Source organism: Caulobacter sp. 602-2 (genome assembly GCF_011043625.1).
Taxonomy (GTDB): Bacteria; Pseudomonadota; Alphaproteobacteria; order Caulobacterales; family Caulobacteraceae; genus Caulobacter.
The window spans coordinates 813,077-835,828 of the sequence record NZ_JAAKGT010000001.1 but is presented as its reverse complement, the minus strand read 5'-3'; the positions used below and the strand labels follow the sequence as shown (position 1 = coordinate 835,828).

General features: G+C 70.4%; 25 protein-coding genes and 1 riboswitch. Of the genes, 11 read left to right on the top strand and 14 right to left on the bottom strand.

Annotated features, from left to right (window positions below; translation table 11 throughout):
* Genes G5B46_RS03815 through G5B46_RS03805 form a run of 3 tightly spaced genes read left to right on the top strand, consistent with a single transcriptional unit; the run spans position 1 to position 4,055 of the window.
* On the top strand, positions 1 to 708 hold the full coding sequence (locus G5B46_RS03815) for a molecular chaperone (RefSeq protein ID WP_165256198.1): 708 nt from the start codon (positions 1 to 3) through the stop codon (positions 706 to 708).
* A complete protein-coding gene (locus G5B46_RS03810) occupies positions 686 to 3,085 on the top strand; it encodes a fimbria/pilus outer membrane usher protein (protein WP_165256196.1) in 2,400 nt (799 codons plus the stop codon). Before G5B46_RS03815 ends, G5B46_RS03810 begins: the two co-directional genes overlap by 23 nt.
* Complete coding sequence (locus G5B46_RS03805; protein ID WP_165256194.1) at positions 3,060 to 4,055, top strand: spore coat U domain-containing protein; 996 nt, start codon at positions 3,060 to 3,062, stop codon at positions 4,053 to 4,055. Before G5B46_RS03810 ends, G5B46_RS03805 begins: the two co-directional genes overlap by 26 nt.
* On the opposite strand, the gene G5B46_RS03800 is transcribed toward G5B46_RS03805, so the two are convergent.
* Genes G5B46_RS03800 through G5B46_RS03755 form a run of 10 tightly spaced genes read right to left on the bottom strand, consistent with a single transcriptional unit; the run spans position 4,049 to position 13,407 of the window.
* Positions 4,049 to 4,552, bottom strand: coding sequence for a hypothetical protein (locus G5B46_RS03800; RefSeq protein ID WP_165256192.1), 504 nt, complete (start codon positions 4,550 to 4,552; stop codon positions 4,049 to 4,051). The two genes, G5B46_RS03805 and G5B46_RS03800, sit on opposite strands and share 7 nt — an antisense overlap.
* Positions 4,549 to 5,307 carry an adenosylcobinamide-GDP ribazoletransferase gene (gene cobS / locus G5B46_RS03795; protein WP_205691441.1) on the bottom strand — a complete coding sequence of 253 codons (759 nt, stop codon included), beginning with the start codon at positions 5,305 to 5,307 and terminating at the stop codon, positions 4,549 to 4,551. Before cobS ends, G5B46_RS03800 begins: the two co-directional genes overlap by 4 nt.
* On the bottom strand, positions 5,304 to 6,329 hold the full coding sequence (gene cobT, locus G5B46_RS03790) for a nicotinate-nucleotide--dimethylbenzimidazole phosphoribosyltransferase (protein ID WP_205691440.1): 1,026 nt from the start codon (positions 6,327 to 6,329) through the stop codon (positions 5,304 to 5,306). Before cobT ends, cobS begins: the two co-directional genes overlap by 4 nt.
* On the bottom strand, positions 6,326 to 7,282 hold the full coding sequence (gene cbiB / locus G5B46_RS03785) for an adenosylcobinamide-phosphate synthase CbiB (RefSeq protein WP_165256190.1): 957 nt from the start codon (positions 7,280 to 7,282) through the stop codon (positions 6,326 to 6,328). The genes cobT and cbiB overlap by 4 nt, the downstream gene beginning before the upstream one ends.
* Positions 7,275 to 8,072, bottom strand: coding sequence for an ABC transporter ATP-binding protein (locus G5B46_RS03780; protein ID WP_165256188.1), 798 nt, complete (start codon positions 8,070 to 8,072; stop codon positions 7,275 to 7,277). The genes cbiB and G5B46_RS03780 overlap by 8 nt, the downstream gene beginning before the upstream one ends.
* The gene (locus G5B46_RS03775; protein WP_165256186.1) at positions 8,069 to 9,055 is read right to left on the bottom strand and encodes an iron ABC transporter permease; all 987 of its coding nucleotides are present in this window, start codon (positions 9,053 to 9,055) and stop codon (positions 8,069 to 8,071) included. Before G5B46_RS03775 ends, G5B46_RS03780 begins: the two co-directional genes overlap by 4 nt.
* Positions 9,052 to 9,915: an ABC transporter substrate-binding protein gene (locus G5B46_RS03770; RefSeq protein WP_165256184.1), complete on the bottom strand. Its 864-nt coding sequence runs from the start codon at positions 9,913 to 9,915 to the stop codon at positions 9,052 to 9,054. Before G5B46_RS03770 ends, G5B46_RS03775 begins: the two co-directional genes overlap by 4 nt.
* Positions 9,912 to 10,514 carry a cob(I)yrinic acid a,c-diamide adenosyltransferase gene (cobO, locus tag G5B46_RS03765; RefSeq protein ID WP_165256182.1) on the bottom strand — a complete coding sequence of 201 codons (603 nt, stop codon included), beginning with the start codon at positions 10,512 to 10,514 and terminating at the stop codon, positions 9,912 to 9,914. Before cobO ends, G5B46_RS03770 begins: the two co-directional genes overlap by 4 nt.
* Positions 10,511 to 11,497, bottom strand: coding sequence for a threonine-phosphate decarboxylase CobD (gene cobD, locus G5B46_RS03760; RefSeq protein ID WP_165256180.1), 987 nt, complete (start codon positions 11,495 to 11,497; stop codon positions 10,511 to 10,513). Before cobD ends, cobO begins: the two co-directional genes overlap by 4 nt.
* Positions 11,497 to 13,407: a TonB-dependent receptor gene (locus G5B46_RS03755; RefSeq protein WP_165256178.1), complete on the bottom strand. Its 1,911-nt coding sequence runs from the start codon at positions 13,405 to 13,407 to the stop codon at positions 11,497 to 11,499. The genes cobD and G5B46_RS03755 overlap by 1 nt, the downstream gene beginning before the upstream one ends.
* Before the next feature lie 107 nt (positions 13,408 to 13,514).
* Positions 13,515 to 13,716: riboswitch (cobalamin riboswitch) on the bottom strand.
* A 40-nt stretch (positions 13,717 to 13,756) separates the two neighbouring features.
* Here G5B46_RS03755 and cobU point away from each other — a divergent pair.
* Positions 13,757 to 14,272 carry a bifunctional adenosylcobinamide kinase/adenosylcobinamide-phosphate guanylyltransferase gene (cobU, locus tag G5B46_RS03750; RefSeq protein ID WP_165256176.1) on the top strand — a complete coding sequence of 172 codons (516 nt, stop codon included), beginning with the start codon at positions 13,757 to 13,759 and terminating at the stop codon, positions 14,270 to 14,272.
* A 120-nt stretch (positions 14,273 to 14,392) separates the two neighbouring features.
* Positions 14,393 to 14,749 (top strand): response regulator, encoded by a 357-nt coding sequence (locus G5B46_RS03745; RefSeq protein ID WP_165256174.1) that lies wholly within the window; start codon positions 14,393 to 14,395, stop codon positions 14,747 to 14,749.
* On the opposite strand, the gene G5B46_RS03740 is transcribed toward G5B46_RS03745, so the two are convergent.
* Genes G5B46_RS03740 through G5B46_RS03725 form a run of 4 tightly spaced genes read right to left on the bottom strand, consistent with a single transcriptional unit; the run spans position 14,734 to position 16,681 of the window.
* Complete coding sequence (locus G5B46_RS03740; protein ID WP_165256172.1) at positions 14,734 to 14,874, bottom strand: hypothetical protein; 141 nt, start codon at positions 14,872 to 14,874, stop codon at positions 14,734 to 14,736. The genes G5B46_RS03745 and G5B46_RS03740 overlap by 16 nt on opposite strands.
* 59 nt (positions 14,875 to 14,933) lie before the next feature.
* Positions 14,934 to 15,596, bottom strand: coding sequence for a DUF1190 domain-containing protein (locus G5B46_RS03735; protein WP_165256170.1), 663 nt, complete (start codon positions 15,594 to 15,596; stop codon positions 14,934 to 14,936).
* Positions 15,597 to 15,604: 8 nt separating this feature from the next.
* Positions 15,605 to 16,018 (bottom strand): DUF350 domain-containing protein, encoded by a 414-nt coding sequence (locus tag G5B46_RS03730; RefSeq protein WP_165256168.1) that lies wholly within the window; start codon positions 16,016 to 16,018, stop codon positions 15,605 to 15,607.
* 24 nt (positions 16,019 to 16,042) lie between these two features.
* Positions 16,043 to 16,681 (bottom strand): DUF2491 family protein, encoded by a 639-nt coding sequence (locus tag G5B46_RS03725; protein ID WP_165256166.1) that lies wholly within the window; start codon positions 16,679 to 16,681, stop codon positions 16,043 to 16,045.
* 145 nt (positions 16,682 to 16,826) lie between these two features.
* On the opposite strand from G5B46_RS03725, the gene G5B46_RS03720 reads away from it, so the two are divergent.
* The 6 genes from G5B46_RS03720 to ppdK all read left to right on the top strand — a co-directional run bounded on the left by G5B46_RS03720 (position 16,827) and on the right by ppdK (position 22,721).
* Positions 16,827 to 17,264, top strand: coding sequence for a YjfI family protein (locus tag G5B46_RS03720; RefSeq protein WP_165256164.1), 438 nt, complete (start codon positions 16,827 to 16,829; stop codon positions 17,262 to 17,264).
* 30 nt (positions 17,265 to 17,294) lie between these two features.
* Complete coding sequence (locus G5B46_RS03715) at positions 17,295 to 18,029, top strand: PspA/IM30 family protein (RefSeq protein ID WP_165256162.1); 735 nt, start codon at positions 17,295 to 17,297, stop codon at positions 18,027 to 18,029.
* Between the two features lie 9 nt (positions 18,030 to 18,038).
* The gene (locus G5B46_RS03710) at positions 18,039 to 19,199 is read left to right on the top strand and encodes a glutathionylspermidine synthase family protein (RefSeq protein ID WP_165256160.1); all 1,161 of its coding nucleotides are present in this window, start codon (positions 18,039 to 18,041) and stop codon (positions 19,197 to 19,199) included.
* Positions 19,200 to 19,337: 138 nt separating this feature from the next.
* Entirely contained in the window at positions 19,338 to 19,508 is a 171-nt protein-coding gene (locus G5B46_RS03705) for a hypothetical protein (protein WP_165256158.1), read from the top strand.
* The gene (locus tag G5B46_RS03700; protein WP_101716176.1) at positions 19,508 to 19,690 is read left to right on the top strand and encodes a DUF3606 domain-containing protein; all 183 of its coding nucleotides are present in this window, start codon (positions 19,508 to 19,510) and stop codon (positions 19,688 to 19,690) included. Before G5B46_RS03705 ends, G5B46_RS03700 begins: the two co-directional genes overlap by 1 nt.
* Before the next feature lie 346 nt (positions 19,691 to 20,036).
* Positions 20,037 to 22,721 carry a pyruvate, phosphate dikinase gene (gene ppdK, locus G5B46_RS03695; protein WP_165256156.1) on the top strand — a complete coding sequence of 895 codons (2,685 nt, stop codon included), beginning with the start codon at positions 20,037 to 20,039 and terminating at the stop codon, positions 22,719 to 22,721.
* Positions 22,722 to 22,752: the final 31 nt, after the last annotated feature.

The window sequence follows — 22,752 nt, the reverse complement described above, 5'->3', positions numbered from 1 at the left end:
ATGCGCCCGGTCGTCCTCCTGGCCGGTCTGGCCCTGGCCGCGCTCGGCGGCGCGCAAGCGACCGCCGCGTCGCTGCGCGTCAGCCCCGTGAGCCTGGACCTGCCGGCCGGCCAGAACGCGACGACCCTGACGCTGCAGAACGACGACGTCGCCCCGCTGAACGTCCAGATCCGCGTGTTCCGCTGGACGCAGTCCGGGGGGCGCGACGTGCTGACCCCGGCGACCGGGGTGGTGGCCAGCCCGCCGATCGCCAAGGTCGATCCCGGCGCCAGCCGCACGGTGCGCGTCGTGCGCCTCGACGGCCGCCCGCCCGAGGCCGAGGAATCCTACCGTCTCATCGTCGACGAACTGCCGCCGCCGCTCAGCGAGTCCGGCCGGCAGGTCACCCTCCTGATGCGCCACTCCATTCCGCTGTTCTTCGGCTCCGGCCGCGAGCGGCCCCGGATCGAGTGGCGGCTGCAGCCGTCCGAGGACGGCGGCGCGGCCCTGGTCGGCCGCAACACCGGCGCCCGCCGCCTGCGTCTGGCCAATCTGAAGATCGGCGACGCCTCCGGAGCGGTCCTTGCCGAACGCAAGGGCCTGGTGGGCTATGTTCTGCCTGGAGCGGAAGTCTCCTGGCCCGCGGGGGCCTTCCAGCCCGCCGCCGGGACTCGGCTGATCGCCGATACCGACACCGGGCCGATCGATGCGCCGCTCAAGAGCGACTGAGGCGGCCCTTCTGAGCGCCGTCTTCGCCGTCTGCGGGGCCAGCGCCCTGGCCCAGGACCTGCCGCTCCCCGATCTCAAGACCGTCGCGACCATGCGCGAGGACCTGCAGCTCGAAGTCTGGATCAACGGCCGCAACACCGGCCTGGTCGCGGCCGTCGAGCGCGAGGGCGACGGACGCCTGCGGATGCAGGCCGACGAGATGCGCGCCGTCGGTCTGGCCGCCCCGGCCGTCGGCCTGGTCGACCTGACCGGCGTTCCGGGCCTGACGGCGGTCTATGACGATCCCGGCCAGCGCCTGATGGTCACGGCCGATCTCGACCGGCTGGCGATCCAGCGCTTCAACCTGGCCGTCCGCCGCGAAGCGGCCGGCGCGCCGCGCCAGGACCTGGGCGCGGTGCTCAACTACATCTTCTCGGCCGACGCCGGTCAGGTCGACGCCGACGACGCACTGGGCGTCGACGCCATGGGGCTGGCGCTCGACGGCCGCGTCTTCGGCCGTTTCGGCGCCTTGGCCAGCGGGGTCTCGGCCAGCCACGTTGGCGAAGAGACCCGCATCGTGCGTCTCGACACCACCTGGTCCTGGTACGATCCCAAGCGGATGCTGGGCCTGCGCGGCGGCGACTACATCAATGGCGGCTTCGCCTGGACCCGGCCGATCCGCATGGCCGGCTTCCAGATCCGCCGCGATTTCGCCACCCGGCCCGACATTGTCACCATGCCCTCGCCGCGGCTGGCGGCCACCGCGGCCGCGCCGTCGACGCTGGAGCTGTACGTCAACGACAACCGCATCCTCAGCAGGCCGGTGGGGGCCGGGCCCATTCGGATCGATGGCCTGCCGTCGGCCCAGGGCTACAGCAACGTGCGGCTGGTGCTCGCCGACGCCGCCGGCCGCCAGGTGGCGGTGGACGCGCCGTTCTTCGCCACGCCGTTGCTGCTGCGCAAGGGACTGGCCGACTTCTCGGCGGAGGCGGGGTTCGCCCGTCGCGGCTTCGGCGTGGAGTCGGCCGATTACGCCGGCTCGCCGATCGGCTCGGCCAGCCTGCGCTACGGCGTGTTCGACGCCCTGACGGTCGAGGGCCACGTCGAGGCCGGCGCGGGCCTGGTGCAGGGCGGCGGCGGGGTCACGGCGCAGGTCGGCGGGCTGGGCGTGGTTTCGGCCTCGGCGGCCGCCAGCCATGTCGACGACCGCGCCGGCGCGCTGGCCGCGGTGATCTTCGACAGCCGGTTCGCCGGTCTCTACGTCTCGGGGATGAGCATGCGGGCCTCGGCGGGCTATCGCGACCTGGCCTCGGTGACCTCGCGTCCGTCGTTCTATCGCAACTGGCAGATGGCCGGCGACGAGCCGCCGCGCGCCATCGACCAGGTCACGGTCTCCAGTCCGCTGCGCCTGGCTCTGCTGATGCGCGGCGGAGAGGCGCCCGTCGCCAGCGCCTCCTACAGCGCCCAGACGCCGGCCACCGGGCCGCGTCGCCAGGTGTGGAGCGGATCGCTGCGCCACACCCTGGCCGACCGGGTGACGGCCTACGTCACAGGCTATGTCAGCCGCGGCGAGCGTCGCGACACCGGCGCCTTCTTCGGGATCTCAATCCCCCTGGGCTCGACCGGCTCGGCCACCGCCGGCGTCCAGGCCCAGGGCGGCGACACCTTCGGCTTCGTCGAGGCCAGCCGCGCCGAGACCCAGGCCGACGGCAGCTACGGCTGGCGCGCCAGGATCGAGCAGGGCGCCCGGCAGGCGGGCGAGGTGCAGGCCGCCTATCGAGGCCGCAACGCCCGCGTCTCGGGCGCGGTGCAGTACGCCGACGGCGCGGCCCGGGGTCAGGTTCAGGTCGAGGGCGCTCTGGCCTGGCTGGGCGGGGTGAGTGCGGCGACCAACCGCCTGGAAGGCGCCTTCGCCCTGGTCGAGGTCGGCGCTCCCGACGTGCCGGTGCTCTATCAGAACCAGAAGGTCGGCCGTAGCGACCGCAACGGCCGGCTGCTGGTGCGCAATCTGGAGGCCTTCGAGATCAACCGGCTGTCGATCGACAGCCAGGACCTGCCGCTGGAGCTGGAGGCGGCCCAGACCGAGCGCACCGTCACGCCGACGGCGGGGGGCGGGGCCATCGTCCGCTTCGGCGTGGGCAGGAGCCCGCCTGCGGTGCTGCTGACCCTCTATCGCCCCGACGGCGGATTCGTGCCGCCGGGCGCCGAGGTGATCCGCCCCGGCGTCGCCGAGCGCGCCATCGTCGGCTACGATGGCCAGACCTTCCTGACCGGCGTGATCGCGGACGGCGACCTGCGCGTGGTCGTCGAGGACGGGAACGAATGCGTGGCGCGGCTGGTCCTGGGGGCTGCCGCCAGCGAGGGAGGCCGGCATGTCGTCGACGCCGTCTGCCGCTAGGCGCTGGCCTCTGCGCCTGGCGACGCTGGCCGGCCTGCTGGTGCTGGCCCTGGCCTGGTTCGGCGCGCCGTCGCAAGCCCGGGCCGCGGCCAGCTGCAGCGCCTCGATCTCCAGCGTCAATCTCGGCTCGACCCTCAGCCCGCTGACGGCCGGCAATGTCGACGCCACCGCCAACCTCAACTTCAGTTGTACGGGACTGACCCCGCTGCTGCCGGTCTCTCTGTGCCCCAACCTCGACGCGGGATCCGGCGGCAGCAACGGCGCGGGCCAGCGCTATATGGCCGGACCGGGCGGCGCCACCGTGCCGTTCCAGATCTATCAGGACAGCGGCCGCACCCAGCCCTGGGGCTCGTCGGTGCTGCTGGTGTTCGGCACGGTGCCGACGATCACCGCCAATCCCGGCACGGGCAGTTCGATCAACGTCAACCAGACCGTCTATCTGCGGCTGTCGACCAGTACGACCACCTTGCCGGGCACCTATTCCACCAGCTTCACGGGCCAGACCTTCTTCTGGGGGCTGAACCTTCTGTCGTGCGCGGGGGTCACCGTCGGCTCGACCCTGACCCCGGCCACCTTCACCTTCAGCGCCACGCTGATCGCCGACTGCACGATCACGACCGGCAATCTCAACTTCGGCAATGTCGGCGTGCTGAGCGCCAACAAGGACGCCCAGACCGGCATGTCGGTGACCTGCACCAAGGACACCCCCTACGCCATCGGCCTCGACAACGGCCAGCAGGGAACCTCGGCCACGGCCCGGCGAATGAAGGCCGCCAGCCAGTATGTCACCTACGGCATCTACAAGGACGAGGCCCGGGGATCGCCCTGGGGGACCGGCGCGGGCCTGACGGTCGGCGGCAGCGGCACGGGCGCAACCCAGCCGCTGACCCTGTACGGCCGCGTCCCGGCCCAGACCACGCCGTCGCCCGCCACCTACGGAGACCAGGTGATCGCCACGGTCACCTACTGAGCGGGATCCCAAGTGAAGGCCTCGCCTTCGAAGGCCTCGGCGCCCCGACCGATGGAACGGATCGCGGCGATCATGCGCCCCTGGCGTTCCAGCGCGGCGTCGGCCAGGGCGACCATCAGCGGGTTGGGCGTGGCCGAGGGCGACAGGCTGCGCAGCGCCTGCGCCAGGTCGGCCTCATCGCGGTCCGGCGCCAGGCGGCAGGCCAGGATGAACGCCGCCGCCGTCGAGCGGCTGACCCCGGCGTAGCAGTGCAGCAGCAGCGGCCGGGCGCCGTCCCAGCCGTCGGCGAAGGCGAGAAGTTCGGCGATCATGGCCGCGCTGGGGGTAACCAGGCCTTCGCGCGGCTCGGCGACGTCGTGAAAGGCCAGATGCAGCCGCTCCACCGCGCCGATCTCGGGGGGCTGCGCGCTTGGCGACAGCAGGCTCACCACGTGCGAGGGCTGGTGCGCGGCCAGATGCGCGTCCAGCCGGCTCAGCGGGCAGACCGCCAGCCTCATGCCAGAAACGCCGCCAGGCCCAGCAGGACGCCCAACTCGGCGACCTGTTCGATCGCGCCCAGCACGTCGCCGACATAGCCGCCGATCAGGCGGCGGGCCAGCAGGGCCATGGCCGTGGCCAGGAGAGCGGCGAAGGCGATCGCCGCCAGCGCGCCCAGTGCCGGCGCCAGCAGCAGCGGCCACAGGCCCAGGATCGCGGCGATCAGCACCTCGGCCGGCTTCACGCCGTCGGGCGCGGGCTTGTACTTGGCGTGGTCGCGGTCGCTCACATGGGGCAGGGCGGCCATGGCCGCCACGGCGGCGACGCGGCCGACCCCGTGGGCGGTCACAAGAGCCAGGGCCGCGTTCAGCGGCGTCAGGCTGGCCAGGGCCGCGGCCTTGGCGCCCAGGATCGTCACCAGCGCCAGCACGCCGTAGGTGCCGACCCGGCTGTCCTTCATGATCTCCAGGCGGCGTTCGCGGGTCTGGCCGCCGCCCAGGCCGTCGGCGCTGTCGGCCAAGCCGTCCTCGTGAAAGCCGCCGGTGACCAGGAAGCCGACGCCCAGGGCCAGGATCGCCGGCAGCCAGCCGCTCCAGCCGGCGCTGGCCGCCAGCAGCGCCAGGGCGCTGATCCCGCCGACCAGCAGCCCGACCAGCGGGAAGTAGCGCGCCGAGCGGGTGATCCAGTCGGGTTCGAACCCGCGCAGCGGCGGGGTCGGCAGGCGCGTCAGGAACTGCACCGCGCAGAGCAGCAACTGGACCTGCCGGCCGATCATCCCAGCACGTCGGCCAGGTCGGCCACCTCGGTGAGCAGGTTCGCGGCCGCCGCCAGCAGCGGGGCGGCCAGCACCGCGCCGGTGCCTTCGCCTAGCCGCAGGCCAAGGTCCAGCAGGGGCTCGACGCCCAGAGCGGCCAGCATCGCGCCGTGGCCCTTCTCGGCCGAACCGTGGGCGAAGACGCAGTAGTCCAGCGCCTCGGGCGCCAGGCGCACTGCCGCCAGCGCGGCGGCGGTGGCGATGAAGCCGTCGACCAGCACCGGGCGTCGCCGCGCGGCCGCGCCCAGCACCGCGCCGGCCATCATGGCGATCTCGCAGCCGCCGAACTCGGCCAGCACCGAGAAAGGATCCTCGGCGTCGCTGCGGGCGGCGGCGCGGGCGATGGCGGCGGCCTTGCGGGCCAGGCCCTCGGCGTCGTGGCCTGTGCCCTGGCCCACGCATGCTTCCAGCCGCGCCGGCGCCAGGCGATGCATGACGAGGGCGGCGGCCGAGCTGTTGCCGATGCCCATCTCGCCGATGGCCAGCACGTCGGCGGTGTCGAGGGCCTGGCCGGCGATCTCGATCCCCCGCGTCAGGGCCAGGTGGGTCTCCTGTCGGGTCAAGGCCGGCTCGCGGGCGGCGTTGCGGGCGCCCAGGCGCACCTTGGCGTCGATCAGGTCGGGGTGGCTCGGCAGGTCGGCGGCGACGCCGGCGTCGACCACCTTGACCGACACGCCCGTCGCCTTGGCGAAGGCGTTGACGCTGGACCGGCCCGACAGGAACAGGCCGACCATCGCCACCGTCACGCTCGACGGATAGCTGGAGACGCCTTCCTGCGTCAGGCCGTGGTCGCCGGCGAACACCAGCAGGGTCGTGCGGTCGGCGCGGGGCGCCAGGCCGTCCGCGATCAGGCCCAGGCGCACGGCCAGGTCCTCGATGCGGCCAAGGGACCCCGGCGGCTTGGCCTTGCCGTCCAGTTTCGCGCGCAGTCTGGCCTCCAGCGCCCGGTCGACGGCGGCGATGGGGGGCGGAACGAAGGTCATTGGGTCAGTCTCCAGCCGCCCAGGCACAGCAGCGTCACCAGCAGCCACAAGAGGGCGCAGGCCCGGCGATAGATCCGCAAGCCTCTGCGCAGGTCGGTCAGGTCTGGCGCCCGGCCGTCGCCGAAGCTCGGGCGCTGGGTGGTCTCGCCGTCGTAGCGGGCCGGGCCGCCCAGCTTGACGCCCAGCGCGCCGGCCATGGCCGCCTCGGGCCAGCCGGCGTTGGGCGAGGCGTGCTTCCTGGCGTCGCGCCGCATGGTCGCCCAGCCCTTCCAGCCGGCCGCCACGCAGATCAGGCCGGCGGCCAGTCGCGCGGGAACCCAGTTCATCACGTCGTCGGTCTTGGCCGCCGCCCAGCCGAACGACCGCCAGCGCGGCTCCATGTGGCCGATCTGGCTGTCTGCGGTGTTCACCGCCTTGTAGGCAAACAGGCCCGGCAGGCCGAACAGGGTCAGCCACGAGGCCGGGGCCACGACGCCGTCGTTGAAGCTTTCGGCCAGGCTCTCCAGCGCCGCGGCGGTTACGCCGTGCAGATCCAGGTCGTCGACGTCGCGCCCGACGATCAGGCTCACCGCCTGGCGCGCGGCGGGCAGGTCGCCGGCCTCCAGCGGATCCAGGACGGCCATCACGTGCTGATGCAGGCTGCGCTGCGCGAGCCCCAGCGTCGCCAGCAGCGCCACGGCCAGGGTGGCCAGCAGGCCGCTGTCGAACGCCGCCTCCAGGAGGCTGCCGATCAGGATCGCGGCGCCGATCAGGATCGCCACGGTGATGACGCCCAGCTCCTTGCGGCGGATCTCGGAACTTTCAGGCCGGTTCCACCGCCGCTCCATCGCCTCGATCGCCTTGCCGATCCAGGTCACCGGATGCGGCAGGGCCTTGTGCAGCCCTTGCGGATAGCCGACCAGAGCCTCGATCAGCAGGGCCAGCGGAGGCGCGAGCAGCAGGGGTTCAGCCATGGCGTCCCACAAGTTCGATCAGGGGCCCGGACTGGCCCTCGACCACTCTTGCCGTGACTCCATAGGCGCGGGCCAGCACGTCGGGCGTCAAGGCCTCGCGCGGCGGACCGTCGGCGATCAGTCGGCCGTCGACCAGCACCAGCACCCGGTCGGCCAACCGCGCGGCGATGGCCAGGTCGTGCAGGGTCATGACCACGCCCTGGCCGGCCTGGGCGGCGAAGCCGCGCATCAGGTCCACGGCGTCCAGCTGGTGGCCGGGATCAAGCCCGGCCAGCGGCTCGTCGGCCAGCAGCCAGCTCGGCTCGCCGGCGAGCACCCGAGCGAACAGGGCCCGGCCGCGCTCGCCGCCCGACAGGCTCTTGACCTCGCGGCGGGCCAGGTCCTGCAGGTCGGTGCGCTCGAGCGCCCGGGCCACGGCCGCGCGATCGGCTTCCGACAGCCCGCGCATGCCGCTGTGGGGCGTACGGCCAAGGCCCACCAGGGTCTCGACATCGACGGCCCAGGCCACTTCCGGCGTCTGCGGCAGGAAGCCGATCTTGCGGGCGCGATCGCGGTGCGACAGGGCGCCCAGCGGCGCGCCGGCCAGGCTGACGCTTCCGGCGTCCGGCTTGCGCAGGCCGGCCAGGCACGCCAGCAGGGTCGACTTGCCCGCGCCGTTGGGACCGACGACAGCCGTGACCTCGCCGGCCCTGAACTCGGCGGATACGCCATGCAGCACGGCGCGGCCGCCCAGCGAGACGGTCAGGTTCTCGGCGGAAAGCGTGGAGCCGGAGAGAAGGGGGGCGTTCATGCGAGCCTCCGGCGCATGGAGATCAGGAGGGCCAGGAAGAACGGCCCGCCGACGGCGGCGGTGGCCACGCCCAGTCGCATCTCGGCGGCCGAGGGCGTGAGGCGCACCACGATGTCGGCCGCCAGCACCAGGGCCGAGCCGGCCAGGGCCGAGGGAATGAGCAGGGCGCCCGGGCGGTGCCCGACGAGAGGGCGAACCAGGTGCGGGGCGATCAGGCCGACAAAGCCGATCAGGCCCGTCACGGCCACGCTGGCGCCTGAGGCGATCCCCACGCCGACGGCCAGGATCACCCGCACGGCCGACAGGTTGACGCCTAGGGCCGTAGCGCCGGTCTCGCCCAGGGTCAGGGCGTCCATCGACTTGCGCAGGGTCAGCAGGATGGCCAGGCCCACGATGATCAGCGGCACGGCCAGCCGCACCTCGTCGACGCTGCGGTCGGCCAGCGAACCCAGCAGCCAGCTGATGATCTCCTGCGCCGCCCATGGGTTCGGGGCCAGCGACAGGGCCAGGGCCACGCCGGCGCTGGCCACGGTGTTGAGGATCACGCCGGCCAGCAGGAAGGTCACCGTGCCGCCTGTGGTCCCGGCCAGGGCCAGCATCAGGACGACGCCGAAGCCCGCGCCCAGGATGGCGCAGGCCGGCAGCAGCCAGGTCGCGGTGAAGGCCAGGCCCAGATAGAGGCTCATCACCGCGCCCAGGGCGGCCATGGACGACACGCCCAGCACGCCAGGATCGGCCAGCGGATTGCGGGTGTAGCCCTGCATGGCCGCGCCCGACATGCCCAGCGCCGCGCCGATGGCCACGGCCAGCACGGTGCGCGGCAGGCGCAGTTCGAAAATGATCGCCCAGCGCGGATCGGCGCGGTCGATCCAGGCGCTCCACGGCGCCCAGACCCGGCCGCTCATCAGCGACAGGCCGAAAAGGACGGCTATGGCCACGAGCAGGCCGCCGATCAGCAGCCAGGAACGGCGGGAATGGCTCATGCGCGGGCTTTCAGCACTTGGCGGCGAGCGGCCGCCAGGGTGGCGGCGGTGTCGATCAGGGTCGGGCCGCCGCAATAGAGCAGCCGTTCGGGGAAGGTGGCTCGGGTCATGCGGTGGCTCACCTTGGCGAGGGCGGGGTGGCTGAGCATCCGCTCGGCCCAGGTCGGCGCATCGGGTCGCGCCTGGCCGGCCAGCAGCACCTGCGGCGGATCGGCCAGGAGCCTTTCGAGCGAGACGTTGCCCCACTTCTTCAGGCCATAGCGGCTGGCGACATTGGTGAAGCCGGCGCGCTTCATCATCTCGTCGACCAGCGTGCCTTCGCCGGCCGCGAAGCCGTTGGGCTGGAACACCAATGCCTCCAGCGGGCGCGAGCCCGGCGGCGGGGCCGAGGCGGCCAGCGCCCGGTCGATGCGGGCGATCAGGGCCTCGCCGCGGTCCGGATGGCCGGCGGCCTGCGCGATGCGGCGGATGTCGGCCTGGTTCTCGGCCCAGCTGTTGGGCACCTTGAAGAGCTCGGCCCGCACGCCCAGTCGCTTCAGCGCCGCCCGGGTGGCCGGCGAGGAATGGGCCGCGCTCAGCACCACGTCGGGCCGCAGCGCGATCACCTCTTCGGCGCTCTCGTAGGTGATTGGATAGCTCTTGGCGCGCTCGGCTATGCTCGATTGCTGCGGGTCGCGGGCGTAGTGGCTCAGCGCCGCGATCTGGTCGCGGTCGGCCACCTCGACCAGCACGCCGTCGAGGCATGGATTGAGCGAGACGAGGCGCGGCTTGCGCGTCGCTGCCCAGGCCGAGCCCGCGCCCGCGCCGAGCCCGACCGCCAGGCCCGCGGCCAGGGCCGTGCGGCGGTTCAGGCCGCTCAAAACTCGACCCCGCGCTGGGCCTTGAAGCCCTGCTCGAAGGGATGCTTGACCAGGGACATCTCGGTGACCAGGTCGGCGATCTCGAGCAGCTGGGGCTTGGCGTTGCGGCCGGTCAGGCAGACGTGCTTGTCGTTGGGGCGGGCCTTCAGCACCGCGACGACCTCGTCGATGTCGAGATAGTCGTAGCGCAGGGCGATGTTGATCTCGTCCAGCAGCACGAAATCCAGCGCCGGGTCGGCGATCATCGCCTTGGACTCTTCCCAGGCGGCCCTGGCGGCGGCGATGTCGCGCTCGCGGTCCTGGGTGTCCCAGGTGAAGCCTTCGCCCATCACGCGATAGCGCACCTGGTCGGGAAAGCGGCTGAAGAACAGGCGCTCGCCGGTCTTCCACTTGCCCTTGATGAACTGCACCACGCCCACCTGCATGCCCCAGCCCAGCGAGCGGGCGACCATGCCGAAGCCGGCCGAGGACTTGCCCTTGCCGTCGCCCGTGTGGACCAGCAGCAGGCCCTTCTCGAGCGTCTTGCTCTTCATCAGCTCTTCGCGCTCGGCCTTCAGCGCGCGCATGGCCTCGGCGTGCTGGGTGTTCTCGTCGGTCATCGCGAAGTCTCCAGGGCGGCGGCCAGGCGCGCCCAGTCAGCGTCGAATCCGGGCAGGCCGAAGCGTAGCAGGCCGGCGTCGTGGTCGAAGGGGCGGGTGAGGATCCCCGACCGGGCCAGGGTCTCGAAGCGGGCCGCGGCGTCGGTCGCGCGCGCCAGGCGGAACAGGCTGGTTCCGCCGACGATCTCGAACCCGGCGCCCGCCAGCAGGGCTTCCAGGCGGGCGGCGTCGTCGGCCAGGCTGGCGCGCGCGGCGTCGGCCCAGGCGGCGTCGGGATAGGCCGCCAGGCCTGCGGCCAGGGCAGGGGCCGAGAGCGGCCATTCGCCGAGCGTGTCGCGCAGGCGGCGCGCCAGGGCCTGGCGGGCGATGACGAAGCCCAGCCGCAGGCCGGCCAGGCCGTAGAACTTGCCGAACGAGCGCAGTACGACCAGCCGCTCGTGGCCTGGCGCGCCGGCGAACCTTGCGACCGACAGCGCCGGCTCGCACTCGACGAAGGCCTCGTCGACGATCGCGCCGCGCTGGCCCAGCGCCAGCACCGCCTCGGGCGCCAGGCTGCGGCCGTCGGGATTGTTGGGGTTCACGACCACGCAGACGTCGGCTTCGGCCGGATCGGCCACGACCTCCGACCCCACTCGCCGCCAGGCGTGGGCGTGGCTGGAATAGGTGGGCAGCGGCAGGCTGACGCGGCCGCGAGGCAGGATCTTGGGCAGCAGCCGGATGGCCGTCTCGCTGCCGGGGATGGCCACGACCCGGCCCGGATCCTCGACGCCGAAAGCTTGCGCGGCGACGGCTTCGAGCTTCAGAAGGTCGGCCGGATCGGGCAGGCGGCCCCAGTTCTCGAAGGCCTGGGGCGGAACCGGATAGGGACGGGGATTGATCCCCGTCGACAGATCGAGCCACGGCGCGGGCGCGTCCGGGAAACGCGCCCGCGCCGCCGCCAGGCGGCCGCCGTGTCCGGAAAGGGACGCCGGCGAGCCGCTCATCAGAACTTCGCCCGCACGCCGGCGAAGAAGCCGCGACCCACCGAGCCGTAGCGGTAGATCGTCTGGTATTCCTTGTCGAAGAGGTTCTCGACGCGGCCGAACACCTCGAACTGCTCATTGACCGGATAGGCCGCGCGCAGGTCGAACAGGGCGTAGCTCTTCAGCCGGCGGGCGTTGGTGGCGTTGTCATAGCTCTCGCCCACGTACTGCACCGAAACGCCCGTGGTCAGGCCGTTCGACCAGTCATAGTCGGCGTTCAGGTTGGCCGTCTCGCTCGGGCGGCGCGGCAGGCGCTTGCCGTTGTTGGTCGCCGAGCGGTTGATGGCGTCCATGTTGGTGTAGTTGGCGGTCACCTGCAGGGCCGAGGTCACCTCGATCGTCGCTTCCAGCTCGACGCCGCTGGTCTCGGTCTTGGCGAAGTTGGCGTAGCCGCCATAGTTCGGCGGGTTGTTGTTCGAGACGAAGTCGATCTGGTTGGTGATGTCGCGGTGGAACCAGGTCACGCCCGCGCGCACCCGGCCGTTCAGCACGCTGTGCTCGACGCCCAGGTCGACGCTCTCGGACTCTTCGGGCTTCAGGCCGTCGTCGCCGTAGATGCTGTACAGCTGGTACAGCGACGGGGCCTTGAAGCCTTCGCCGTAGTTGGCGCGGAACACCGTCACCCCGTCATTGGGCGAGTAGGTGGCGCCGGCCTGGTAGACGGTCGCGTCGCCGAAGGCCGAGTGGTCTTCCTGGCGAACGCCGCCGGTCAGCACCAGGCCCGCCAGCGGCTTGGCCTGCAGCTGCAGGTAAAGGCTGTCGGTGCTGGCCGCGTGACGGTCGGGCTTGGGCGCCGGATCGAAGGTCGACGGCGAGGCGGTGCGGAACCACGAACGCTCGGTCTCGGCCCCGAAGGTGGCGCGCAAGGCCTCGTTGATCGTCCAGGTGCCCTGGTACTCGAAGCGGTTGTTGGTGCCGCGGGCGTCGAAGGTCTTGGGGACCGACGAGCTGGGATCGAAGTTGTCGCGGTCGGTCTGGGTGTAGCCATAGCCGAGGCGGTTCTTCAGCGCGCCGTCGAAGGCGCTCAGGCGCACGCCGGCGTAGGAGACCAGTTCCTTGGTCTTGCCGTACTCGGGGCTGTCGGCGAAGGCGAACAGCGGCGCGGGGAAGCCGTCGAACTCGTTCTTGGTCGCGGCGTACGAGGCGCGCAGGTCAACGGCGGCCCAGTCGGTGACGTTCAGGTCCAGGCGGCTGCTGATCGCGGCGTTGCGGTAGCCGTCCTTCTCCTTGCCGCCATACGACTTGCCGAAGGCCGAGACGCCGTCGGTGGTGTAGTAGGCGCCGGCCAGGCGGAAGCCGCCCCAGTCGCCGCCGGTGCTGACGGCGGCGTTGCCGTAGGCGGTGTCGCGCGAGCCGGCTTCGGCCGAGACCGTGGCGCCCAGCGGGCCGGTCGGCACGGCGGTGATCATGTTGACCACGCCGCCGATGGCCTGGCTGCCCCACAGGGTCGACTGCGAACCGCGCAGCACTTCGATGCGGTTGATGTTGCCGGCCAGCAGGGTGGCGAAGTTGTAGCCGCCGCCGGTCGAGGACGGATCGTTCAGCTTGACGCCGTCGATCAGAACCACCGTCTGGTCGGTCTCGGCGCCGCGGATGCGCAGCTGGGTCGAGCCGCCGACGCCGCCGTTGCGGGTGACGGTCACGCCCGCGGTGCGTGACAGCAGGTCGGAGACCACCACGGCCTGCGACTTCTTCAGGGTCTCGGCGTCGATCACCGTCATGCTGGTCGAAACTTCCGACAGCTTTTCCGGTTCGCGGCCGGCGGTGACGACCACCTGGTCGACCGCGGCGGCGTCATCGGCCATGGCGTAGGCGGGCAGGGCGAGGGCGGGAACTGCGGCCGCCAGGGCCAGCAGGGAAACAAGGCGCATGTCGTTCCTCCGTGCGCGACAAGAAGGAGCGTGCTCCACGAGGAACACGCCCGGACCAGCGTCGTCATGCGGGGAAGAACCCGATCGTACGGCGCACCCCGGCCGGACGAAAAACGACCGCGACAGGCAGGTCTCCTGGCTCGCGGGTCATCGTTGCTGCGCGTCGCCTTCCCAGGCCTCTTCCGAAGAACAGTCCCAGTGGCATGTGACGCGCGAACTCGCCGCTTACAGTTGCGGGGGCAGCCCGGGTTTCACACCCGAGTTCCCTTTTCATCCTCTTTGGGAGGAACCTGTCGCGCTGGCTGCACTATATGGTGCGCCGCACACCGTCAATCTGGAGGCCTAAGCGTTGTCAGTCACCCTGGTCCTGGGCGGGGCCCGTTCCGGCAAGAGCGCCTTCGCCCAGGGCGCGGCCGAGATCGCGGCCCGCTCGCGCGGCGTCACGCCGGTGATGGTCGTCACCGCCCAGGCCTTCGACGCCGAGATGGAGGAGCGCATCGCCCGCCATCAGCGAGACCGTAGAGACGCCTGGACCACGCTGGAAGCGCCCATCGACCTTGCCGGAGCCCTGCGCGGTCTGCCGCCGGGCGCTGTGGCGGTCGTCGATTGCCTCACCCTCTGGCTGACCAACCTGATGCTGGCCGAGTGCGACGTTTCGTCCGCCGGCGCCGAACTTGTCGCGGCGGTCGCCGACTTCGACGGCGAGCTTTGGCTGGTCTCAAACGAGGTCGGCTGGGGCGTCGTGCCCGACAACGCCTTGGCCCGCAGGTTCCGCGACGAGGCCGGCCGCCTGCACCAGGCCCTGGCCCGGGCCGCCGACGCCGTCCATCTGGTCGCGGCCGGACTAAGCCTTCGGATGAAGTGAGTCGCGCGACTCGGTCTCTGGTTGCTCAACTTCGGGAAATGCGACGATTGCGCACGCTGACACCGGGTGTCGCGGCATGGTTAAGACCTGTTCACACATTCGACAGGGCTGGGGCTGGCCATGCGACGGATCCTCATTGCGGAAGACGACATTCTCCTCGGCGGCGTCTACGAGATGCTGCTGCAGGACGCTGGATTCGAGGTCCTGTGGAGCCGTGACGGCCGCGAGGCGCTGGACGCGTTCGACGCCTTCGCCCCCGATCTCCTGATCACCGACAACTCGATGCCGCGGATGACGGGGGCCGAACTGATGCGCGCGGTCGAGGATCGCGACGTGCCGGTGCTGATGGTGTCGGCCAGCGATCCGCGGGTGCTGCAGGTCGAGCCCGACATGTGGCTGGAAAAGCCGATCACGCCGGCGCGGCTGCTGACCGCCGTGCGTACGCTGCAGCGCGGGACGGTTCAGGCCGCGGCCTGAAGCCCGAGAGCGACGAGGGTCGCGAAAAATCCCAGGCCCACGGCCCAGGCGGCGCAGAACGCCAGGGTGGGATGGCGTTGCCACCAACGCGGGTGGGGAACGCCGGTGATGGTCTTGTCGGTCATGCGGTCGCCTCGCGTGGTCCTTGAGGATCCAACGCGAGACGACCGGTCATCAGTTCCAATCAGCCGCCGAAGCCGCGCGATCCGCCGCCGAAGCCGCCGCGCGAGATGACGCTGCTGCGGCTCTGCACCCGGGCCGGGGCCTCGTAGCGCGAGGGCGCGTCGAAGCTGTCCTGGCGCACCCGGCTGCGGCCCGAGAGGTAGTCGCGCGAGATCGGGTAGCCCGAGCCGCTGTAGTAGGTGCCGTCGCGGTCGCGATACATCGGCGCGCCGCGATAGCCGCGGTTGTTCATGCCTTCCAGGGCCTGGCCGATGATGAAGCCGGTCAGCAGTGGGGTGAAGAAGCTGCCGCCGCCATTGGCCTGGCTGCGCGGCACGCACTGGTCGACGCCGTAGCGCTCCTCGCAGCTCTTCTGGTCGGAGAACTTTGGGGCGTTCTCGGCGCTGGCCTTCTGGGCCTCGTCATAGGCCGTCTGGCACTGGTCGGCGGTGAAGTCGCCCGAGGCCTTGCACTCGTCCAGGCTGGCGAAGCTGGAGGCGTCGACCTTCTGGCCCGAGACGGCGGCGGGCGGATCGCCCCATTGCGTGGCCGAGCCGGGATCGTCGCACGCGACCAGGGTGAAGGCCGAGCCGGCCATCAGGCTGGTCAGCGCCACGGCGCTGGAGCGCTTGCGGCGCCGCGTCGAAGCCGAGACTGGTGCGGGCAGGGGAGAAAGCGCGTTCATGTCCGGCCTCACGAGGTCATGCAGGCGGCGTTTAGCAGGCCGACGGCCAGCGAGATCGAGGCCAGGTACACGCCGGCGGCCAGTTCGGCCTTCTCGATGCGGTCGATCAGGTCCTTGAGCACGGTGAAGCGCACCAGGGTGAAGGCGGCGATCTGGATCACGCCGGCCAGCAGGGCCCAGGCGGCGAACTCCATCAGGCTGACGGTGTGGCTGAGTGCCGAGGCCAGCGGCAGCACGTAGCCGACCACGGCGCCGCCCAGGGCGACGGCCGCGGCGACGTTGCCCTCGCGGATCAGCTTGGCTTCGTCATAGGGCGTCACCGCCTGGTAGACGATCTTGAACGCGACGGTGAACACGCCGGCGGCGACGAAGGCCACCAGGAAGGCCAGGGCGCTTTCGCCGAAGGCATTGACGTCGAACATGGTCTTTCCCCCTGTCAGGTAGGCTTAGGCGCGGAATTCGCCCACTTCGAGCGGCACGCCGATCATGGTTTCGAACGAGACCTCGCGGTCCTCGGTCTCCATCTCGATGGCCAGCAGCAGTTCGCGGCCCTCGCCGGGCAGGTCGCGGGCGAACAGCATGCAGGTCTGGAAGATCTTGCGGTCGGGCACGCCGTCGCGGTCGTCGTGCAGCTCTTCCCAGAAGGTCACCGGCTCCTGGCTCTCGGCCTCGTCGCCGAACCAGAAGCGATAGTACTCCGGCAGGCCGGCGGCGGCGAAGCTGCGGGCGCGCAGGCGCTTGCCCCAGGCGTCGCGGTCGGCGCGGCCGCCCGGATAGGCGCTGTCCCAGGGCACGAAGATGGTGACGTCGGTCAGGCGCTGGCCGGCGCGATCGTCCGACACGGCCTGAAACATCACGTGGTCGTCGGTGTAGAACCGGTGCACGAAGCCGCCGTCCTTCAGGTCCACCAGGCCCTGGGCGGTGATTTCCAGCGTGTCGCGGTCGAGCGGGAACTTGGTGTCGCTTCCGAACCGCTTCCAGGCCAGCGGGTCCAGCCAGACCGTCCGGCCCAGGGTCACGTTGCGGATGGCCGGCAGCGCCGACTCCGGGGCGGGTTCCTTGCGGCCGAATAAGCGACTGAACATGGCGGGTCCCTGCAACACTGGCCCCTCATGTACGGCGCCAGCCTGCGCTGTAAAAGGGGCGCCGCTCGCTCTCGACGGCTGGCGTTCGGGTTCCCATCTTGTATGAACACGGCCAAGATGGCCCGCTGAAGAGGATCACGACCCGATGAGTCAGACGCCCTGGACTGTCCGCTCGCTGAAGGCGGCCCTGGACGAAGCGCCCGGACGCGGCGCCGACGAGATCACCGTCAGCGTCCTGGACGGCGCCGACGAAATCCTGCTGGCGACCATGCACTGGCATGGCGATCTGGAGATCTACATCAGCGTCAGCGACCAGCAGGTCGCCGCCTCGGCCCTGCTGTGGCCGGTCGACGAACAGGAAGACCGTCACGCCTTCAACGAGTTCCTGCTCAAGGCCCAGAAGCTGGTGCCGCTGTCGAACTTCGGCATCTGCGCCGTCGGCGGCCGCGACTACTACGAACTGTTCGGCGAACTCTCGACCACCACCTCGATCGAGGACATCCTGATCGAGTTGCGCACCCTGGCCGAGAACGCCATCGAAGTGGCTTCCGACCTGCGCACCTCGTTCTCGTCCGCCGCCTGACCCAAACCTAGAATTTCCCGGAGCCTTCCGATGTCCATCTGGCGCAAGCTGTTCACCCTGGGTCGCGCCGGCGCCCACGAAGCCACGTCCGCCGTCGTCGACGCCAACGCCATCCGCATCCTCGACCAGGAAATCCGCGACGCCGACACGGCCCAGGCCAAGGCGCGCGACAACCTCGCCACCCTGGTGGCCCGTCGCCGCATCCAGGAGAACGACGTCAAGAGCCTGCGCGAGCAGGTGGCCAAGTACGAGAACTCCGCCCGCGCCGCCGTCACCAAGGGCGACATGGATCTCGCCCGCCAGGTCGCCCAGCGCATCGCCGACATCGAGAGCGAGATCTCGCTGAAGGAGCCGCAGATCGGCGGCATGCGCGAGGCCGAGGACCAGCTGCACCAGGCCATCGCCGCCACCGACCGCCGCATCGACACGCTCAAGCGCGAGGTCGAGGTCGTGAAGGTCAATGAGTCGGTCCAGAAGGCCCAGGCCGCCGTCACCGCCCGCGGCGCCGGCGCCGGCGCCTCGCTGGGCTCGGCCGCCGACAGCCTGGCGCGGATCAAGGAGCGCCAGATGATCCGCGGCGAAAAGATCAAGGCCGCCGGCGAACTGGAAGACCGCCGCACCGGCGCCGATCTCGACGAGAAGCTGCGCGTGGCCGGCATCCTGCCGGGCCAGTCGTCTGCCGACGACATCCTGGCCCGCCTCGCGCCGCAGCCCGCCCCGCTGCAGATCGAGGACAAGGCCGCCGACGGTTCGAAGTCCGAATAAGAGCTCAGCGTGCGTCGTCTTACCCTGACCCCTCGCGCCGACTGGCGCGAGAAGGCCGAGGCCGTCGGCTTCGTCTACCATCACACCGGCGGACAGGCCTATTGGGACGAGGGGACGGCGTACGCCTTCACCCTGCGCGAGATCGAGGAGCACCTGGAGCCGGCCGCGGCCGAGCTTCATGACCTGTGCCTTGATCTCGTCGACGAGGCGGTCGCCAGCGAGGAGATCCTCGAAAAGCTGGCGATCCCGCGCGAGCACTGGGATTTCGTCGCCGCCTCCTGGCGCGCCAAGGAGCCCTCGCTCTACGGCCGATTCGATTTCGGCTATGACGGCTCTGGCCCGCCCAAGCTCTACGAATACAACGCCGACACCCCCACCAGCCTGTTCGAGGCCGCCACCTTCCAGTGGCTGTGGCTGGAAGACCTGTTGGGGCAGGGCGCCCTACCGGCCGGGACCGACCAGTTCAACAGCCTGTTCGAAGCGATGCGCGACCGCTTCAAGGTGCTGTTCCCCAATGGCGGCTTCGTGCACTTCGCCAGCGACGACGAGGCTGTCGAGGATCGCCAGACGGTGCGGTTCCTGGAGGATCTGGCCGCCCAGGCGGGCCTGGACCCCAAGTTCGTGGCCATGAACGCCATCGGCCTCAACGAAGAGGGCCAGTTCGTCGACACCGACGGCTACCTGCTGCAGGCGGCGTTCAAGCTCTATCCGTGGGAAGACATGCTGCGCGAGCCCTACGCGGCCAACCTGACCACGGCCAAGGTCCGCTGGCTGGAGCCGCCGTGGAAGGCGATCCTGTCCAACAAGGCGATCCTTCCGCTGCTGTGGGAACGCCACAAGGGCCATCCCAACCTGCTGGAGGCCTATTTCGTAGGCGATCCGGCCGCTTCTGCGCTGGGCGCGAACTACGTGCGCAAGCCGCTGTTCTCGCGCGAGGGCGCCAATGTCGAGATCGTCGGCGAGGGCGCCGAGCCGGTGCTCGACCAGGGCTATGGCGCTGAAGGCGCGATCGTCCAGGCCTTCCACCCGCCGCCCAGCTTCGACGGCAAGCATCCGGTGGTCGGCGCCTGGATCGTCGGGGCCGAGCCCGTCGGCATGGGCATCCGCGAGGACGACAGCCAGGTCACCAAGAACCTGGCCCGGTTCGTGCCGCACATCATCGAGGGGTGAGGGGCAGTGCGTCCTTCGAGGCTCGGCTTGCGCCTCGCACCTCAGGATGAGGACGCCATTGCACTGAATTCCTCATCCTGAGGCGCCCGCGCAAGCGGGCCTCGAAGGACGCACGGGCTACGTGCTAACCTCTCTCCCATGAGCGATCCCACCGACGACGGCCCGCCCGGCGAAACTCCGATCCAGCGGGCCCTGCGCATCAAGCAGGCGGCGCTGGCCGCCAAGCCCAAGCCGCCGCGCGGCGGTCGCTTTCAACGCGAGCAGGCGGCCCGCAAGGCGGCCGGCTCCACCAAGCCGTGGAACAGCTGATGGCCGGTCTCAAGGACAAGCGCGGCTTCATCGACAAGGACCGCCTCGATCTCTCCGAGCGCCAGGCCGTCGAATACTGGATGAAGCGCTGGGGCGTGACGCGCGAGCAGATCACGACCGCCCACCGCAAGGTGGGCCGGATGACCAAGGACATCGCCGCCGAGCTCGGCAAGAAGCGCTGAGCGGCCGCGCGCTCGCTGTGCGATCATTGTCGTTTCGGGCTGCTCGCGGTGGTCGCCGACCAGTCCCGCGCAAGCGTAGCTATTCTCCGTATGGCGACGTTTCGTGCCTTTGAAGTGGCGTGTGCTGTCAAACTGCGATCAAGACAACGTTGTCATAGCAATGATTTGCTGAATTCTTGGCAAATCTGCGGGAACGCAACGCACATGTGGACGCGTTCTTGGCCAAAATGCTAGGGAGGCCACGGATATTGCACTGCGAGATTCAAGTTCGCAGGGCTGTTCCAGGGCGAGACGACCCCGATAGAGGGCGCGGCCTTTTTTCACTTTATCGCAGGGTGAACTCAAAATGCCGGTAGAGACGCTGACGAAGTCCCTTTGGGTCTATTCGTTCGGGGGAGGCGGCGCTGACGGCGACGCCTCGATGAAGAACCTCCTCGGAGGCAAGGGCGCCAATCTCGCCGAGATGTCGTCGCTGGGTCTGCCGGTTCCGCCCGGCTTTACGATCACCACCGAGGCCTGCGTCCACTACTACGCCAACGGCAAGCAGTATCCGGCCGAGCTGGCCGGTCAGGTCGCCGCCGGGCTCGCCAAGATCGAGGCCATCACCGGCAAGCGTTTCGGCGATGTGGCCAATCCGCTGCTGGTGTCGGTGCGCTCGGGCGCTCGCGCCTCGATGCCGGGCATGATGGACACCGTCCTGAACCTGGGCCTCAACGACGAGACCGTCGAGGGCCTGGCCAAGCTGTCGGGCGACCGCCGCTTCGCCTACGACAGCTACCGCCGCTTCATCCAGATGTACTCGAACGTCGTGCTCGACCTGGAGCACCACATGTTCGAGGAAATCCTCGACGACCATAAGGATCGCCTCGACGTCCACGTCGACACCGGCCTCACCGCCGACGACTGGGCCGGCGTGATCAAGGACTACAAGGCCGCCGTCCTCAACGAGCTGGGCAAGCCGTTCCCGCAGGACGCCCAGGAGCAGCTGTGGGGCGCCGTCGGCGCCGTGTTCGCCAGCTGGATGAACGACCGCGCCAAGTTCTATCGCCGCATGCACGACATCCCCGAAAGCTGGGGCACCGCCGTCAACATCCAGTCGATGGTGTTCGGCAACATGGGCGACACCTCGGCCACCGGCGTGGCCTTCACGCGCAACCCGTCGAACGGCGACAACCGCCTCTATGGCGAGTTCCTGATCAACGCCCAGGGCGAGGACGTCGTCGCCGGCATCCGCACGCCGCAGTCGCTGACCAAGGCCGCCCGCGAGGAGATGGGCGACACGGCCCCCTCGATGGAAGAGGCGATGCCGGAGGTGTTCGGCCAGTTCAAGACCGTGGTCGAGACGCTGGAGCGCCACTACCGCGACATGCAGGACATCGAGTTCACGGTGGAGCAGGGCACGCTCTACATGCTGCAGACTCGCAACGGCAAGCGCACCGCCAAGGCCGCGTTGAAGATCGCCGTCGACATGGCCGCCGAGGGCGTGATCAGCAAGGAAGAGGGCGTCAGCCGCGTCGAGCCGGCCTCGCTGGACCAACTGCTGCACCCGACCATCGATCCGGCCGCGCACCGCGACGTCGTCACCGTCGGCCTGCCGGCTTCGCCCGGCGCGGCCACCGGCAAGATCGTCTTCGACAGCGACGAGGCCGAGAAGGCCGCCGCCAACGGCGAAGCCGTGATCCTGGTGCGTGAAGAGACCTCGCCGGAAGACATCCACGGCATGCACGCCGCCCGCGGCATCATCACCGCCCGCGGCGGCATGACCAGCCACGCCGCCGTCGTGGCGCGCGGCATGGGCCGTCCTTGCGTCTCCGGCGCCGGCGACGTGTCGATCTTCGCCAAGGAAGGTCTGTTCCGGGCCAAGGGTCGCGAGTTCAAGGCCGGCGAGATCATCACCATCGACGGCTCCACCGGCGAAATCCTGGCCGGCGCGCCCAAGATGATCGAGCCCGAGCTGACCGGCGATTTCGCCACCCTGATGGGCTGGGCCGATCAGGTCCGTCGCCTGAAGGTGCGCGCCAACGCCGAGACCCCGCTCGACGCCAAGACCGCCCGCCAGTTCGGCGCCGAGGGCATCGGCTTGTGCCGCACCGAGCACATGTTCTTCGACGACACCCGCATCGCCGCGGTGCGCGAGATGATCCTGGCCGACGACGAGGCTGGCCGCCGCACGGCGCTGGCCAAGATCGCCCCCTTCCAGAAGGCCGACTTCGTCGAGCTCTTCACGATCATGGAAGGCCTGCCGGTCACCATCCGCCTGCTCGACCCGCCGCTGCACGAGTTCCTTCCGCACACGGAAGAAGACGTGCGGGCCGTCGCCGAGGCCACCGGTCTCGACGCCGGCAAGCTGCTGCGTCGCGCCAAGGAGCTGCACGAGACCAACCCCATGCTCGGCCACCGCGGCTGCCGCCTGGGCGTCTCCTATCCCGAGATCTACGAGATGCAGGTCCGGGCCATCCTCGAGGCGGCGTGCGAGATCGCCAAGTCGGGCAAGGCCGCTCCGGTGCCGGAAATCATGCACCCGCTCGTCGCCAAGGGCGAAGAGATGAAGTACCTGCGCGACCTGACCGACCGCGTCGCCAAGGCGGTGCTGGCCGAGCAGGGCGTCGATCTGAAGTACACCGTCGGCACGATGGTGGAGCTGCCCCGCGCCGCCCTGCGGGCCGGCGACCTGGCCGCCAACGCCGAGTTCTTCAGCTTCGGCACCAACGACCTGACCCAGACGACGTTCGGCATCAGCCGCGACGACGCCGGCAAGTTCCTGGGCGCCTATATCGACAAGGGCATCTTCGAGAAGGACCCCTTCGTCAGCCTCGACCAGGACGGCGTGGGCGACCTGATCCGCATCGCCGCCGAGCGGGGCAGGGCGGCTCGTCCCGACGTCAAGCTGGGCATCTGCGGCGAACACGGCGGCGACCCCGCCTCGATCGCCTTCTGCGAGAAGGTCGGTCTCGACTACGTGTCCTGCTCGCCCTACCGCGTGCCGATCGCCCGCCTCGCGGCCGCTCAGGCGGCGCTGGCAGGCAAGTAACGACCCTCCCCCTGAAGGGGGAGGTGGCCCA

What these genes read in the sequence shown, in the direction of transcription:
- G5B46_RS03815 (WP_165256198.1), top strand. Translation starts at nt 1, where the DNA reads ATGCGCCCGGTCGTCCTCCTGGCCGGTCTGGCCCTGGCCGCGCTCGGC.
- G5B46_RS03810 (WP_165256196.1), top strand. Translation starts at nt 686, where the DNA reads ATGCGCCGCTCAAGAGCGACTGAGGCGGCCCTTCTGAGCGCCGTCTTC.
- G5B46_RS03805 (WP_165256194.1), top strand. Translation starts at nt 3,060, where the DNA reads ATGTCGTCGACGCCGTCTGCCGCTAGGCGCTGGCCTCTGCGCCTGGCG.
- G5B46_RS03800 (WP_165256192.1), bottom strand. Translation starts at nt 4,552, where the DNA reads ATGAGGCTGGCGGTCTGCCCGCTGAGCCGGCTGGACGCGCATCTGGCC.
- cobS (WP_205691441.1), bottom strand. Translation starts at nt 5,307, where the DNA reads ATGATCGGCCGGCAGGTCCAGTTGCTGCTCTGCGCGGTGCAGTTCCTG.
- cobT (WP_205691440.1), bottom strand. Translation starts at nt 6,329, where the DNA reads ATGACCTTCGTTCCGCCCCCCATCGCCGCCGTCGACCGGGCGCTGGAG.
- cbiB (WP_165256190.1), bottom strand. Translation starts at nt 7,282, where the DNA reads ATGGCTGAACCCCTGCTGCTCGCGCCTCCGCTGGCCCTGCTGATCGAG.
- G5B46_RS03780 (WP_165256188.1), bottom strand. Translation starts at nt 8,072, where the DNA reads ATGAACGCCCCCCTTCTCTCCGGCTCCACGCTTTCCGCCGAGAACCTG.
- G5B46_RS03775 (WP_165256186.1), bottom strand. Translation starts at nt 9,055, where the DNA reads ATGAGCCATTCCCGCCGTTCCTGGCTGCTGATCGGCGGCCTGCTCGTG.
- cobO (WP_165256182.1), bottom strand. Translation starts at nt 10,514, where the DNA reads ATGACCGACGAGAACACCCAGCACGCCGAGGCCATGCGCGCGCTGAAG.
- cobD (WP_165256180.1), bottom strand. Translation starts at nt 11,497, where the DNA reads ATGAGCGGCTCGCCGGCGTCCCTTTCCGGACACGGCGGCCGCCTGGCG.
- G5B46_RS03755 (WP_165256178.1), bottom strand. Translation starts at nt 13,407, where the DNA reads ATGCGCCTTGTTTCCCTGCTGGCCCTGGCGGCCGCAGTTCCCGCCCTC.
- G5B46_RS03745 (WP_165256174.1), top strand. Translation starts at nt 14,393, where the DNA reads ATGCGACGGATCCTCATTGCGGAAGACGACATTCTCCTCGGCGGCGTC.
- G5B46_RS03740 (WP_165256172.1), bottom strand. Translation starts at nt 14,874, where the DNA reads ATGACCGACAAGACCATCACCGGCGTTCCCCACCCGCGTTGGTGGCAA.
- G5B46_RS03735 (WP_165256170.1), bottom strand. Translation starts at nt 15,596, where the DNA reads ATGAACGCGCTTTCTCCCCTGCCCGCACCAGTCTCGGCTTCGACGCGG.
- G5B46_RS03730 (WP_165256168.1), bottom strand. Translation starts at nt 16,018, where the DNA reads ATGTTCGACGTCAATGCCTTCGGCGAAAGCGCCCTGGCCTTCCTGGTG.
- G5B46_RS03725 (WP_165256166.1), bottom strand. Translation starts at nt 16,681, where the DNA reads ATGTTCAGTCGCTTATTCGGCCGCAAGGAACCCGCCCCGGAGTCGGCG.
- G5B46_RS03720 (WP_165256164.1), top strand. Translation starts at nt 16,827, where the DNA reads ATGAGTCAGACGCCCTGGACTGTCCGCTCGCTGAAGGCGGCCCTGGAC.
- G5B46_RS03715 (WP_165256162.1), top strand. Translation starts at nt 17,295, where the DNA reads ATGTCCATCTGGCGCAAGCTGTTCACCCTGGGTCGCGCCGGCGCCCAC.
- G5B46_RS03705 (WP_165256158.1), top strand. Translation starts at nt 19,338, where the DNA reads ATGAGCGATCCCACCGACGACGGCCCGCCCGGCGAAACTCCGATCCAG.
- G5B46_RS03700 (WP_101716176.1), top strand. Translation starts at nt 19,508, where the DNA reads ATGGCCGGTCTCAAGGACAAGCGCGGCTTCATCGACAAGGACCGCCTC.
- ppdK (WP_165256156.1), top strand. Translation starts at nt 20,037, where the DNA reads ATGCCGGTAGAGACGCTGACGAAGTCCCTTTGGGTCTATTCGTTCGGG.